Annotated in this window: 14 protein-coding genes; all 14 read right to left on the reverse strand. The window is 44.6% G+C overall.

Annotated features, from left to right (window positions below; genetic code table 11):
- Positions 1-16: 16 nt before the first annotated feature.
- A complete protein-coding gene (locus CVN76_RS17365) occupies positions 17-1486 on the reverse strand; it encodes a nicotinate phosphoribosyltransferase (RefSeq protein ID WP_100532302.1) in 1470 nt (489 codons plus the stop codon).
- A 57-nt stretch (positions 1487-1543) separates the two neighbouring features.
- Entirely contained in the window at positions 1544-2098 is a 555-nt protein-coding gene (locus tag CVN76_RS17370) for a cysteine hydrolase family protein (RefSeq protein ID WP_100532303.1), read from the reverse strand.
- A gap of 16 nt (positions 2099-2114) precedes the next feature.
- Positions 2115-2879, reverse strand: coding sequence for an NUDIX domain-containing protein (locus tag CVN76_RS17375; protein ID WP_100532304.1), 765 nt, complete (start codon positions 2877-2879; stop codon positions 2115-2117).
- A gap of 201 nt (positions 2880-3080) precedes the next feature.
- Positions 3081-4610 (reverse strand): acyl-CoA carboxylase subunit beta, encoded by a 1530-nt coding sequence (locus tag CVN76_RS17380; RefSeq protein WP_198512592.1) that lies wholly within the window; start codon positions 4608-4610, stop codon positions 3081-3083.
- 23 nt (positions 4611-4633) lie between these two features.
- Complete coding sequence (locus CVN76_RS17385; RefSeq protein WP_100532306.1) at positions 4634-5416, reverse strand: enoyl-CoA hydratase; 783 nt, start codon at positions 5414-5416, stop codon at positions 4634-4636.
- A 19-nt stretch (positions 5417-5435) separates the two neighbouring features.
- Positions 5436-6335 (reverse strand): hydroxymethylglutaryl-CoA lyase, encoded by a 900-nt coding sequence (locus tag CVN76_RS17390; RefSeq protein WP_100532307.1) that lies wholly within the window; start codon positions 6333-6335, stop codon positions 5436-5438.
- Between the two features lie 12 nt (positions 6336-6347).
- Complete coding sequence (locus CVN76_RS17395) at positions 6348-6560, reverse strand: acetyl-CoA carboxylase biotin carboxyl carrier protein subunit (protein ID WP_061141457.1); 213 nt, start codon at positions 6558-6560, stop codon at positions 6348-6350.
- Positions 6561-6600: 40 nt separating this feature from the next.
- Complete coding sequence (locus CVN76_RS17400) at positions 6601-7950, reverse strand: acetyl-CoA carboxylase biotin carboxylase subunit (RefSeq protein ID WP_100532308.1); 1350 nt, start codon at positions 7948-7950, stop codon at positions 6601-6603.
- 12 nt (positions 7951-7962) lie between these two features.
- Positions 7963-9609, reverse strand: coding sequence for an AMP-binding protein (locus CVN76_RS17405; RefSeq protein WP_232732308.1), 1647 nt, complete (start codon positions 9607-9609; stop codon positions 7963-7965).
- A gap of 111 nt (positions 9610-9720) precedes the next feature.
- A complete protein-coding gene (locus CVN76_RS17410; RefSeq protein WP_061141459.1) occupies positions 9721-10863 on the reverse strand; it encodes an acyl-CoA dehydrogenase family protein in 1143 nt (380 codons plus the stop codon).
- Positions 10864-10981: 118 nt separating this feature from the next.
- Entirely contained in the window at positions 10982-11578 is a 597-nt protein-coding gene (locus tag CVN76_RS17415; protein ID WP_100532309.1) for a TetR/AcrR family transcriptional regulator, read from the reverse strand.
- A 161-nt stretch (positions 11579-11739) separates the two neighbouring features.
- On the reverse strand, positions 11740-12507 hold the full coding sequence (locus CVN76_RS17420) for a hypothetical protein (protein WP_100532310.1): 768 nt from the start codon (positions 12505-12507) through the stop codon (positions 11740-11742).
- A gap of 29 nt (positions 12508-12536) precedes the next feature.
- Positions 12537-13583: a cytochrome d ubiquinol oxidase subunit II gene (locus CVN76_RS17425; protein WP_100532311.1), complete on the reverse strand. Its 1047-nt coding sequence runs from the start codon at positions 13581-13583 to the stop codon at positions 12537-12539.
- Between the two features lie 14 nt (positions 13584-13597).
- The gene (locus tag CVN76_RS17430) at positions 13598-14959 is read right to left on the reverse strand and encodes a cytochrome ubiquinol oxidase subunit I (RefSeq protein WP_100532312.1); all 1362 of its coding nucleotides are present in this window, start codon (positions 14957-14959) and stop codon (positions 13598-13600) included.
- Positions 14960-15246: the final 287 nt, after the last annotated feature.

The raw sequence follows: 15246 nt of genomic DNA on the forward strand, positions 1-15246 counted from the left end.
TAGTAAAATTGATTGATCATTTCTTAAGCATTCTCTCTACATTTGCTTTGACTTCATCAATATTCCTCATCTTATTATCCCAACAATCCTGGCTAAGGTCCACCGGATATTCTTCAGGATTGAGTGCACGAAGGTATTCTGGCCATAGTACTTGAAGATTCTTTTTCGTGAAAGCCTTTATTTCATCAATGGATGGCAAATCGTAGATCAAACGGCCGTCCTGGAAAATATCCTCATGCAGATCGACCGCATCGAAATCGGTGACGAATTTACTAAGGAAGGTATGGACCGGGTGAAACATTTTTAGTTTTTCCTGATCCTGCGGCTTTTCATATTCCATGGCCAAATAGTCGCCTTCAGCGTGGTGGTTCACTTTATTGATGATCCGGTATACCCGCTTCAAGCCAGGTGTCGTAACTTTTTCAGGGTTTGAAGAAATTTTGATGGTATCTCTCATATTCCCATCTTCGCCCTCTATTGAAACCATTTTATAGACCGCGCCCAATGCTGGCTGGTCATAAGCTGTGATCAATTTGGTTCCGATGCCCCAGATGTCAATTCTGGCGCCTTGCTGCTTCAAGTTTATGATCGTATATTCATCCAAATCATTGGATGCGACAATCTTCGCATCATGGAAACCAGCAGCATCGAGCATTCGCCTCGCTTCCTTCGATAGGTAAGCTAAATCGCCGCTGTCAAGGCGGACGCCGATGAAATTGATTTTATTCCCCAGCTCCTTGGCGACCCGGATTGCATTTGGGATGCCTGAGCGCAAAGTGTCATACGTATCGACGAGGAAAACACAATCCTTGTGGGAAACGGCATATTTATGGAATGCCGTATATTCATCTTTATAAGCCTGGATCATGGAATGGGCATGCGTTCCTGAAACTGGGATGCCAAACAGTTTACCCGCACGGACATTGCTTGTGGAATCGAAACCAGCAAGATAGGCGGCTCTCGCTCCCCAAATGGCCGCATCCATTTCTTGTGCCCTTCTTGAACCGAATTCAAGGGCGGACTCATCACCAATGACTTGTTTAATGCGCGAAGCTTTCGTAGCTACGAGTGTGTGATAGTTCACAATGTTCAGTAAAGCCGTTTCAATCAGCTGGGCTTCACCAAGAGGTGCTTCCACACGTAAAATCGGTTCATTGCCAAAGACGAGCTCTCCCTCCTTCATGCAGCGAATCGTCCCTGTAAAACTTATGTTTTGCAAATAATCCAAATACTCTTCATCATAATGCAGCTCGTTTTTCAAATAGTCGATATCACTTTCAGAGAAGCAGAAGTTTTGAAGGTAATGAACGATTTTTTCAAGACCGGCAAAAATCGCATAGCCGCTGTTAAATGGAAGCTTCCTGAAAAATATCTCAAAAACGGCCTTTCGCTCATGAGTTTTATCTTGCCAGTATGTTTGGGCCATATTAATTTGGTATAGATCGGTGTGTAAGGCGTAACTGTCGTCGTTATACTTTTTTTCCATGGATAGTTCCTCCCAAAAGAGAAGCGTATACTTCCCTTCTATTCTGTTGCATGTTGGCTATGATAGAATGGTTGCGCCAAGAGATCCTTTAAAATGACCAAGCGCCCATTCGTGGCCATTATCGTTGAACGAAGCCACTGCATGTTCATATACGAAGGTATTATAGCCTAGATTGTAAGCATCGATTGCCGTGTGCAAAATGCAAATATCTGTGCACACCCCGACTAAATGCACATCGGTAATGTGCCGCTCCCTTAGACGGATATCAAGTTCCGTTCCTGCAAATGCCGAATAACGTGTTTTATCTATATAATGAACATTACTTCGATTTTTATTTGCTTCATATTCTTCTTTTAGCTTCCCATATAAGTCCCTACCCATTGTACCGCTAATATTATGCGGTGGAAACAAATTCGTTTCAGGATGTAAGCGGTCTCCTTCATCATGCAAGTCAATGGCAAATACGGTGTAGTCGCCATTTTTGATGAATTCCTTGGTTATACCGACAAGTACCTCCTCGATATCCTGGCCTGGTTTCCCGCAGGTCAATGCTCCCTTATCCGCCACAAAGTCATACGTATAATCGATATTGATCAATGCCTTTTTTCCCATTACAGGTATTCCCCCTTTAATAATAAATGGAGTCGGTGACAACCTCTGCATTAAATCGGTAAAGCTGTGATGGCCGATATGAATTGCGTTTTGTTTTCTTCTGCATGCCTTTTTCATCCAAAACTTTCTCCAAAAACGGAAGTTTAGGCGCCTTGGCATAAAAAAGCGAATCCGCGCTAATCTTCGCATCATCTCTTGCTGTCAGCAGGACCCGCTGCAGTTCAGATAGAGTAAATTCTTCTGGCAGGAACTTTTGTGCTATCGTCGTTTGCACCATTTCCTTTTTCAATAAGTTCATCGCATCATGGATGATCGACTCATGGTCGAATGCAAGCTCCAATTGCAAAGCTTCCTGCACCGTGAACAATTCAACCTCCGCCGCATCGTCACTCGCTTTTCTATGATGGAGAAACTCTTCCTGCACGATGGCATAAAAGGCGTTGGAAATGATCCACCCTCTCGGATCGCGTCCTGGCCGGTCATAAACACCGAAATGTTCGACATGGAATCCCGCTACACCCGTTTCTTCCTTCAATTCTCGTTTGGCGGCTTCATAGGCCGTCTCCTTGGCATTCACAAAGCCGCCGGGCAACGCCCATTTATCTCCCTCAATATTCGGATTTCCTTCTTTGTCATTTGTGGCACGTTTGATCAATAATAGCTTCAAAAACATTTCAGGTGGTGCCTTTTCCGCCGTTTTCTTGGTCGTAATCGTAAAGATCGCAATATCCGCGGTGTATCCGTCCGGAGTAATATACTTCTTTTTTTCATGCTGGACCATGGCAACTCTCACTTTCTTTCACTAAGTATGGGACTAAGTAATTAGTAAATCATTAATTACTAATTATAGTACTCCTTCAGCGATCATTTAGCAACTTCAAACGAAAAGAAATTTCCTTATTGTTCGAAAAATCTTTCATTTTGGCTTTAACCCACAAAAAAAGCCCGATCATGATGATGACCGGACTTTTTCCATGCCTATCTAGACGGGATAGACTCCGTGCTTGCGCTCCGTAAATGTCAATTGTTTGCTTCCATACGCCTCAAACCTGACACTCAACTCAGCTCTCAGGTCATTGGGCTGGATGATGCCATCTACGATCATCTCGGATGCTAAACGATAAATATCAATGTCTTCATTGTATTCAGTTCGCTTCTGGGCGATGAAGGCAGGCCTTTCTTCCGCTTCCATTGCATTGATTTTATTGGCATAAACGGCATTGACTGCAGCTTCCGCCCCCATGACGGCGATCAGCGCCGTTGGCAGGGCAAGAACGCAATCCGGTTCAAAAGCGGGGCCGGCCATCGCATATAGCCCGGCGCCATAAGCCTTACGGACAATAACAGAAATCTTAGGCACCGTGGCTTCACTCATGGCCGAAATCATTTTCGCACCATGGCGAATGATGCCTGCCTGCTCGACCTTCGTCCCGATCATGAATCCAGGAATATCCACAAGGAACAATAACGGTATATGGAAGGCATCACATAAATTGATGAATTTCGCTGCCTTGTCTGCTGAATCATGAAACAATACCCCGCCTTTGACACGCGGCTGATTGGCAATGATCCCAATGGACTGCCCATTCAGCCTGGCCAGCCCGGTAATTAATTCGGGGGCGAAAAGCTTCTTGATTTCACAAAACGACTCCTTGTCTATGACCCGGTCGATCAAATCATACATATTGAAGGGGGCGTTCTGATTTTTCGGAATCAATTCCTCCAACGTCTTGTCAAATTGCTCTGGAAGTTCAGGCTTCACAGGTGCAGGCTTTTCCTGATAATTTCCTGGAAAATAGCTTAAGTATTTACGGGCAAACGCGATCGACTCTTCTTCCGATTTCACCAGCACATCTCCGCATCCTGAAACGGAGCAATGCATTTTAGCCCCGCCCATCTCCTCTTCGGTCACCTTTTCGCCAATGACCATTTCCGCCATTCTCGGTGAACCTAAATACATTGAAGCATTCCCCTCGACCATCACGACTATATCACAAAAAGCTGGGATATATGCCCCTCCTGCTGCTGAAGGGCCGAACAATAGACAGATTTGCGGGATTTTTCCGGATAACTTCACTTGGTTATAAAAAATGCGTCCTGCACCGCGGCGTCCCGGAAACATTTCCACTTGATCGGTAATCCTTGCCCCTGCAGAGTCGACCAAGTATAGTAGCGGCAGCTGCAGTTTTTCTGCGGTTTCTTGGATGCGGATGATTTTCTCTACTGTCCTTGCTCCCCAAGAACCGGCTTTAACGGTCGAATCATTGGCCATAACACAAACCCTCTGACCATTTATTTTTCCGATTCCTGTAACGACCCCATCCGCTGGAAGGCCATCATTGGCACAATTGGCAAAGAAGGCATCCTCTATTTCAACCCCTTCATCAAATAAGAGCTCCAGACGTTCACGTACGAAAAGCTTTCCTTTTTCAGCATTTTTTTGGTGATATTTTTCTAAACCGCCTTTTTTGATCGTTTCTACCGTTTCCGTTAATCTATCAGTCGTCACCATCGATTTTCCTCCTTCATTCGAGCTCATTGCCCCGTAAATACCGGTTTGCGTTTTTCCTTGAATGCTGCCAGGCCCTCCAGTCGGTCACGGCTTTTTAGAGTTGTCTGATAGCAGTCTTTTTCAATCTGCAGTCCGTTTTCGAGGGTTGTATCCACCCCTTGATTCAACGCCGCTTTTGCCGCCCTGAGCGCTAATGGAGCATTGCGGGCAATTTCGGCTGCCAGCTTTTTCGCTTCATCCATTAATTGTTGGGCAGGATATAGATGACTGATGATTTTCAGTTCATGAGCCTTTTTTGCATCAAGACGCCTTGCCGTATATATAAGCTCTTTTGCCGTCGCCATTCCGACTATTCGGGGCAGGCGCTGAGTACCGCCTCCCCCAGGAATGATACCTAATGACGTTTCCGTCAGTCCCATCTTTGCCGTTTCCGAGGCAAGGCGTATGTCACAAGCCAGCGCAAGCTCCAATCCTCCGCCAAAGGCCGAGCCGTTAATGGCTGCAAGGACCGGGACCGGCAGGTTCTCCAAGGCTGTGATCGTATCGCCAATCAGCTTCACCGTCTCCTTGACTTCATCTTCATTCATCCCGGCCCGTTCCTTTAAATCCGCACCTGCACAAAATGCCTTTTCACCGGATCCCGTTACTATGACGGTTCGTAAATCGGCTGCCGATTTCAATTCATTCAGCCCCTCAAGCAGATTATGAAGCAATTCCGTCGATAATGCATTGGCAGCATCAGGCCGATTTAATGTGACGATGGCGATACCCTTATCATCACGGCTTATGTCAATCAACGAAGTCATCCGTTACCCTCCTATCGTCTTATTGCGCGTTATATACAGCCATCTGATGGCTAGGCAAAGGTTTCTCCAAACAGCTTTGCATCATCAAGGCAGCCTTGATTAGTTTTTCTTGATTTATTCCTGTTTGGATCCCCATTTTATGTAGCATATGAACCAGGTCATCCGTAGCGACATTGCCGCTCGCACCTGGTGCATATGGACAGCCGCCCAAACCACCGAGTGCAGAATCGAAGGTGTCGACTCCATACTCCAGTGCTTGGAGGACATTGGCCAATGCCATGCCCCTTGTATCATGGAAATGAAGCGCAATTCGGCTGAGATCATATCTTTTCACGGCACTTTCGAGGAACGAGGCAACCTGTCTTGGCGAGGCAACCCCAATCGTATCCCCCAGTGACACTTCACTGATTCCGTAGTCAAACAATTGGTCACACACCCGGAAGACTTGATCCATCGATACCTCCCCTTCATATGGACAGCCGAATACGGTTGACACATAGCCTCTGACCGTTTTTCCGCTATTTGCTGCTCCATCGATGACCTTCTTCAATATTGGAAGGGTATCGAAAATCGATTTATTGATGTTTTTAAGATTATGGGTTTCACTTGATGACATGAAAACTGAAATTTCATCAATATCCCCCTCAAGTGCCGCCTCAAGCCCCCTTTCATTCGGGACGAGTGCTGCATAGGTGATATCAGGATTGCGCTTTATACCCTTTGCCACCTGGACGGCATCGCTCAATTGGGGAATCCACTTCGGGTGTACAAAGGATGTCACTTCTATATAAGAAAGACCTGTCTCAGAGAGCTGATCGATCCAATCAATTTTGTTTTGCGTCGGTATGATGACATGTTCATTTTGCAGACCGTCCCGCGGACCGACTTCCTTAATCGTCACTTTTTCAGGCCAATTCATTTTATTCCTCCTTTATTCGATGACGGCCAATACGTCACCCTCATTAACGAAATCCCCCTCATTCACTTTAAGTTCTTTAATGGTGCCCGCTCCCTCTGCCGCAATCGGGATTTCCATTTTCATTGATTCCAAAATGACGATATCCTCCCCGTCCGTTACACTTTGCCCCTCATTCGCTACTATTTTCCATACGCTTCCTGCCATGCTCGCTTTTAATTCTGCCATCCTTCATTCCTCCTGATCATATATGTTTTTATGTCACGTTTTATACTGTTAGTTTTTTAATATATTTATCTATGAAATCGGTAGTCGTATCTCCTTTGGCAAAAGCGTCATGAGAGATGATTTGCAAAAGCAGCGGAAGGTTCGATTTAATGCCTTCTATTTTATAAGTATCCAATGCTTCTCTTAACCTCTCGATGGCTTTATCCCTCGAATCACCGCTCACGACCAATTTGGCAATCATCGGGTCATAAAAATGCGACACGACGGAGGTACCGTGAACCGCCATTTCATGACGGATTCCATCGCCTTCAGGAAGGTTCAGGCTTGTAATGGTCCCGGGTGCCGGATAAAACGTTTTCGGATCTTCGGCATATATGCGCACTTCAATGGAATGTCCATGCTTTTTAATGTCAGCTTGCGTGAAATCCAGTTTTTTGCCGGATGCAATGTTAATTTGCTGTTCAACCAAATCCAATCCGGTAATTTCTTCAGTGACAGGATGCTCAACCTGAAGGCGCGTATTCATTTCTAGAAAATAGAAATTTTTATCTCCATCAACCAAAAATTCAAGAGTGCCTGCATTGCTATAGCCGATCGACTTTACCGCCTTAACGGCAGCCAACCCCATTTTGTTCCTTGTCTCTTCGTCTAGGAAAGATGAAGGTGCCTCCTCCACGACCTTTTGGTGGCGCCTTTGAACGGAACATTCCCTTTCCCATAAGTAAACGGCATTGCCAAAGGTATCCGCCAAAACTTGAATTTCGATATGACGTGGCCTTTCGATTAATTTTTCAATGAACATATCTCCATTGCCAAAAAACAATTGGGCACGTTTTTGATTTCCTTCAAATGCTTTCGAAAGCTCATCTTCATTGGAAACGGCCTGCATGCCGATTCCTCCGCCACCCGCTGCCGCCTTCAACATGACGGGATAACCAATCCTTTCGGCAACTGCTGACGCTTCGGCGGCATCGATCAATGGTCGGGAAAATCCCGGAACCAACGGAAGGCCCGCTTGCTCCATCTTTTTCCGAGCCTCGACTTTATTACCCATTTGCTGGATCACTTCCGGTTTCGGACCAATGAATATCAAACCAGCATCTTCACATGAACGCGCGAAATCTGCATTTTCACTCAGAAATCCATATCCCGGATGAATCGCCTCCACTCCGGTATTTTTAGCGATTTCCAAAATCTTTTTGACGTTTAAATAGCTTTCCTGAACTCTCGAGCCGCCCAATGAATGAGATTCATCCGCTAAGCCTACAAATGGTGCATCGGCATCAGCTTCCGAATGGACCGCAACCGTGCTTATGCCCATTTTCTTGCATGTACGAATAATGCGTGATGCAATTTCCCCTCTGTTTGCGATAAGAATTTTTCCAATCATCATATCATCTCCTTAATTAGTGCGTCCCGTTAGCAGATCAAGCGTTTGTTGACGCAGCCTATACTTTTGAATTTTTCCTGATGCGGTCATTGGATAAGCATCCGTGAAATGTATGTGCCGCGGAATTTTATGAAACGATATTTTCCCTTTGCAATAATCTGCCACTTCCTGCTCCGTCAAAGTTTCCCCCGGCTTCAAGATGATCCATGCCGCCACTTCTTCCCCATACTTTTGGTCAGGGACGCCAAGCACCTGGACATCGACTATGGCAGGATGCTGATAGAGGAATTCCTCAATTTCACGCGGATATATATTTTCACCGCCGCGAATGATCATGTCTTTCAGCCTGCCTGTTATCTTGCAGTAGCCATTTTCATCCATGACCGCTAAGTCTCCCGTATGAAGCCAGCCTTCCCCGTCTATTGCGAGCTCCGTAGCTTCAGGGTTGTTATAATATCCCTTCATTACATGATATCCCCTTGAACAAAGTTCTCCTTGCATACCCGTTTGGACCTCTTCTCCTGTGGCCGGATCGACTATCTTCACTTCCACTTTCGGCAGGGCCCTTCCCACTGAAGAAACACGAAGTTCAATCGGGTCATCCGTTCTGGTCATGGTAATCCCAGGAGACGATTCCGTTTGCCCATAAGTGATCGTAATTTCGGAAATCCCCATCTTGTTGACCACGCTTTTCATGACCTCGATCGGACAGGTCGAGCCTGCCATGATACCCGTCCGTAAAGAACGTAAATTGTATTGGTCGAAGTCATCAAGATTAAGTTCCGATATGAACATGGTCGGAACGCCGTGAAGCCCCGTGCATTTTTCTGCCTCCACCGTCTGCAGGACCGTTCGGGGATTGAATTCCACAAGGGGAACCATCGTCGCCCCAACAGAAACGGAAGCCATCGAGCCGAGGGAACAGCCGAAACAGTGAAACAGCGGGACAGGGATGCAAAGCCTGTCATCCTTTGTAAGCTTCATGCATGCAGCAACATTCAATCCATTGTTGACCAGGTTTGAATGCGTTAACATCACGCCTTTTGGAAATCCTGTCGTCCCTGATGTGTATTGCATATTGATAACATCATCGGGAGTCAATTCCCCCATCCTTCCGTCGAGGGCCTCCTCCGAAATGGAGCGGCTTCCGTCCATGACTTCATCCCATGAAAATGTGCCCGGGTACCGTGTTTCCCCTAGAACGATGATGTTTTTCAATTTTGGCAGTTTCTTAGATTGCAACTTTCCTGGTTTTGCAGTTTTCAATTCAGGTACAATTTCATAAAGCGTATCCATATACGAATGGTCCTTGTACTGCTCCATCAGGATCATCGTCGTCGAATCAGATTGCTTTAGCAGATACTCCAGTTCACTCGTACGGTAATTCGTATTGACCGTAACCAATACCCCGCCCATTTTCGCTGTGGAAAATTGAGAAATGAGCCATTCCGGCTTGTTGGTCGCCCAGATGGCGATATGCTCCCCTTTTTGAATATCGAGTGACATAAACCCCCTGGCCGCCTTCCTGCAAATTTTTTCAAATTCGCTGTACGTATGGCGAAGGCCTAGTTCATGGTACACCACAGCTTCATTCTCACCATATCGCCCTGCGGTCATTTCAAGCAGTTTTCCGATCGTAACATCTAGCAAATCAGACATCATATTCCTCCTATCGAATAAAGGTAAGAATGAACGCTCTTTGCTGTATAGATAATATCTGCCTTCACCCAAAATGAATCCAACCATCATGGTTCATCTGCGTCACTTATATCAGCACCCTAACTGCCTGGCGATCACGATTCTTTGAATTTCAGATGTGCCCTCACCGATTTCCAACAACTTGGCATCCCTTAAATAACGTTCCACTTCGTACTCCCTCATATAACCTGAACCGCCATGGATTTGAATCGCTTGATTACTGGCCCTGAATGCGGTTTCACTTGCAAACAGCTTGGCGTAGGCCGCTTCCTTTGCAAACGGTTTTTTCATGTCTTTTAACCAAGCTGCCTTATGGACCATATTCCTTGCCAATTCAATTTCCATGGCCATGTCTGCAAGCTTGAATTGAATCGCTTGGAAACTTGAAATCGATTTCCCAAATTGAATGCGCTCCTTCGAAAAAGCCAAAGCCTTATCGAAGGCTGCCTGGGCAATGCCAACTGCCAAAGCTGCAATCGATATCCTCCCGCCATCCAGCGTGAATAAAAACTGTTTGAACCCTTTCTCTGGATCACCCAATAAGTTCTTCTTCGGAACGCGGACATTATCAAGGATGATTTCACATGTATTGGAAGCACGAACACCCATTTTTTCATAATTGCTATTGATCGTAAGCCCTTTCGTATCGGTTGGCACGATGAATGCCGAGATGATGTTCTTGCCCCTTGCATCCTTGCCCGATACTGCAGTAACGGTGATGGTTCTTGAATAGCTAGCATTTGTGATCCACGTTTTCTCACCATTTATTACATATTCATCACCATCCAATTTGGCAGTCGTTCTCGTACCGCCTGCATCGGAGCCTGCATTCGGCTCTGTCAATCCAAAGGCTGCCAGAGTCTCGCCGGTCGTGATTGGAACGAGATATTTTTGCTTCTGTTCCTCGGTACCGAAATAATAAAGCGGACTTGCTCCGAGTGAAACGGCAGCTGCATAGCTTAATCCGGTTCCACCGCAAGCCTTGCCGATTTCTTCAACTGCGATGGCATAGGAAATCGTATCGCCGCCCGAACCGCCATATTCTTCAGGAAAAGGAATGCCAAGTAACCCGAGTTTACCCATTTTTTTGAAAACATCCTCTGCGAACATTGACTTGGCGTCCAATTCAATGGCAATTGGCTTGATTTCCTTTTCGGCAAATTCCCGAACCATTTCCTTAATCATTTGCTGTTCTTTCGTAAGTGAGAAATCCATTTGTCACTTCCCCTTCCTATTTAAGACCGACTAGTTGGTCTGTGCAAATCACTTTTCCGCTTTATTCCATAAGCTATGAGATATGGGGTAAAGATGGCTGGGAGCTTTCCTTTTCCATTTACTTATCCGTCAATAATGCATGAAGGATTAAATCGATATATATCTCTCCGATTTCATCGATCGTTTTTCCGCCGTCCCTTTTGTACCACTTGTAGGACCAGTTAACCATCCCCAGGATCGACATACCGGTGATTTCTACCGGCAATTCGCTGCGGAACACGCCTTTTTCAATTCCTTCCTCGATGACGGAAAATATAATTTCTTTATACATCTTTCGCTTTTTCATAATGGCTTCCACATATGGCGGTTTTAAGTAAATGCTTTCTTGATAGAATACTGAAATGTGCGGTTGATACAGGTCAAACACTTTTACGAATGATTGAATGATCTTTTTCATTTTTTCGGCTGGATGTGTACTTGCTGATATGGCTTCCTGTGCATTTGTTAATACATATGAAATAAAATAATCATGAATGACAAATAAAAGCTCATCTTTGGAAGAGAAATGGTGATAAAAACCACCCTTGCTTGTTCCGCATGCTTTAACGATTTCGTTAACGGAGACACCATGGTAGCCATGCTGTTCGAAGAGAGTCAACGATGTTTCTATTATTTTTTCCCTTAACTCCGTAGGTCTGCACCTCCACCTTTGTATCCGCTTACATTTAATCCAGTGGACAATAACCCGTTATGTATAAAACTGGATTCATTTAGATTTTACCAAATATTTAAAAATTGTCAATTTTTAAATATAATTGAAAAACAGCCCTCAAGATTAAGAGCTGTCATCTTCCCTCATTCTATTTCAAATGTTTTCTATCTCCTTGTTTGCTTGTTTGCCTTGATTTCTTTTACCTTGGCTTTTACAAGCTTCCAGTCATTTTCGTACGTCCATACCGACTGGATTTCCAATAACGGATCACGTTCATCGGCCCCGTTCACTTTTTGGATTCCGATAAGTCGCTTCCTTTTTCCAAAGACTGATTTGATGTCAAGCGTCGTGTATGGATTCACCAAAAGCTCTGTCGGTTCATTCAGCTTTCCGTCCTGATAAATGCCCAAATCATCGTATTCTTTTTTTCTTGAACGGATATCCATCACTACAGGATTTTGTCCTTCAATACTGATTTTCGCCTTATATCCGTCCAAAAATTGTGCCGTTACAGGCACCGATGGAGGCATGTCCAGTTCATGTACTTTTCCATCCTTGAATGTATAGGCATGGCTTGTTATCAAACGATCCTTGCCTTCCATCAATACCGTGACCAATATGTCCTGCAGTCCATCATTATTCAAGTCCGCTACCTTTAGTTCAGGATCATACCCAGCTTCTAACGGAACGCTGATCGTACGGCGATCGCTTTCGACAATCAACTCGATTCTCTTCAGGAACTTGCTTCCCGATTTATAAGGCAGCCCTTGAACCTGGATGATGTCTATTTTCTGGTCCCCTGTTACATCCCTTTTTGTGGATATGTAAGTGCCATCAACCTGAAAATTCTTATCATGTGCTTCGACCGCCTGATAGCTCACAAAGAGTGAAAGAACTAAAACCGCATATTTTAGCAAATCTAACTTTTTCATCGTGATAACCTCTCTTTTCAAAGGATGGACTAATTGGTCATTTGTCGTCGTTTGAACTTACGGCGCTGGTCCTTCATGAAGATCGACCAGAAATAGTAGAAACCTGGAACCAATATCGCAAAGCCTACGATGTATGTGGCAAACACCGCCCTGAAGGATGCAGGGTCGGTAAAGCCTGAATGGATCGTGACATTTGGATATATGATGTAAGGTAAATGGGCAAGGCCATAAACATAGCTGCCGATCAAATATTGAATGATGATCGCAATGACGGCGAGGCGCGGCATCCCTTTGACCTCACGTTTAGAAAAATAGGGAAGATAAAGCGCTACCCCCGCTAAGACAAAAAAGACTAACGAAACGAGTAATAATGATGATTTTTTCATCATTTCTACATAAATCCAGTTCGCTTCGTTTTTTAATGTAAACATTACCAGCAAGGCCATGACTAGCATTAGCGGTCCGGTTATCATCGCATCCCTGCGATAGATTTTGTAAGCTTTCATTTCATCCGCTTGCTTTGAGTAGTCGGATAGGAGTAAGGAAGATAAAAAAAGTGTACTGAATACCCCGAACAACAAGAAGGCATATTCATTGGGGCTCGTGAAAAGTTTCGTTAAATTCAGCTCTTCATTCCCCTTCACCCCTTCGACAAAGCCTAGATGTGTGATAGGCAAGACACTGATCAAAAGGCCTGGGATGATCAAGCCCGTAATCCCTGAAATATACGTCAGAACTTTTTCATATTTGTCTACGCTATGGGAGAAAACCAAGAAAGCACTCCTGATACAAAGCAAAACCAATATCAGGCTTGCTGGAACGATTAAGGCCACTCCAATTGGGAAAACCGCACCTGGGAATAAGCTGTAAATTGCAATGACAAGTCCGACCACAAATGTATTGGTCACTTCCCAAGTTGGCGATAAATAGCTGTTCGCTATCTTCGTAGCGTTCGTTTCTTCCTTTTTAATGTAAGTCATCGCCCAGAAACCAGCACCAAAATCCATCGAGGCCATGATGGCATAAAGAAAAATAAAGCCCCAAACCAACGTAATTGCAAGAAGAGCATCGCTCATTTGCCTTCCTCCTTTCATGAATTGGAATCAAAGAGCCTCACATCTTTTTGTTCGGCTTTATATATATCATCACTTATTGAATTTCGTTTGAAATAGTACAGCAATGTAAACACGACTGACACGCACAACACGATATATACGATTATGAACATCGTGAATAAAAATCCAAGATTCTCATAGGTTGTAACGGAGTCCGCAGTGGTAAGCATCCTGTATATCGTCCAGGGCTGCCTGCCTGTACATGCATAAATCCAACCACATTCGATAGAAATCACCGAAAACGGACCGGCCGCCACAAATAACCAGAGAATCCACTTTGGATAGGTTTCCTTTTTCAACCACTTACTCCATACCAAAGCAAACAGAGATAAAGCGATTAAACCTGAACCAATGAGCACCATCGCATTGAATAAAATATGGACATAAAGAGGCGGCCAATACTCCTCAGGAAAATCGTTCAAGCCCCTTACGACCGTATCGAAACTATTGCCTGATAAAAAGCTTAAGAGCCAAGGAAATTCAATCCCATATTTCACTTCCTGGGCTTCCCGATCGGTATAACCGAATAAGGTAAGGCCAGCGTGGTCCGTGGTTTCGAACAAGCCTTCGGCAGCTGCTAATTTCTCTGGCTGCTCGCGGTACAAATGCTGTGTGGTCGCATGTCCGTTGAGAGCTGTCAAAAAAGAAAAAACCAAACCCAAGACGATGCTAAGCTTCAGCGCTTTTTGGTGAAAATTAAATTCTGTGGTTCCGAATTTGTTCTTCAACATTTTATACGCAGCAACTGCCGCTACGACAAAAGCACCTGTTGTATATGCCGTAAGCGCAGTATGCCCTGCTGTCACCAAGAAGCTTGGATTGAAAAAAGCCGCCCAAGGATCCACATCGACTATTTCCCCATTTTCAAACCGGAACCCGGCGGGCGTCCCCTCAAATGCATGCACATTTGAAATCAATACAGCCGATGCCAGTGCTCCGAATGCGACAAAAAACAAACTCACGATTCGTGCCCATGGCTTGATTTTTTCAGCTGCATACACATAAATGGACATGAACAATGCCTCAACCATGAATGCATAAATCTCGATTTGGAACGGAAGCGCCATCACTCGGCCAATCACTTCCATGAATCCTGGCCATAAAAGGGATAGCTGCACACCAGCAATCGTACCTGTGGGGATTCCGACCCCAAGCAGCACCCCCAATGTTTTCGTCCAGCGTTTGGCCATGACAACGTACTGTAGGTCCTTAGTTTTTTGATACATCAATTCCGCGGCCAACATCATCATCGGCAACCCGACACCTATCGTCGCAAATATGATATGTACTGCCATATTCGTCCCGAACATTGCACGGGCCATTTGTAAATGATCCATACTTTCTTCCTTTCTAACCTTTGTCTCTTGGTAGTATCTCCGCAGGAAAGGAAAATATTTAATAAAATCCCACAAACTAAGTTTTCATGGGATTCATTAATAAAGATGCTTAGCTGAAAGGTTTTTTGAGAAAATTACGAATGAATATTCTGGCGAGGTTACTGTTGATATATATACAATATCTTTACGGACCCTTTTTATTGACTACTTGAATACCTTTTCGTTTTGATAAGCAATCCTTGCTAATTTTTATTGATTAATGAACCAATTAATCAATAATCTTCATA

Source organism: Bacillus sp. mrc49 (assembly GCF_002803435.1).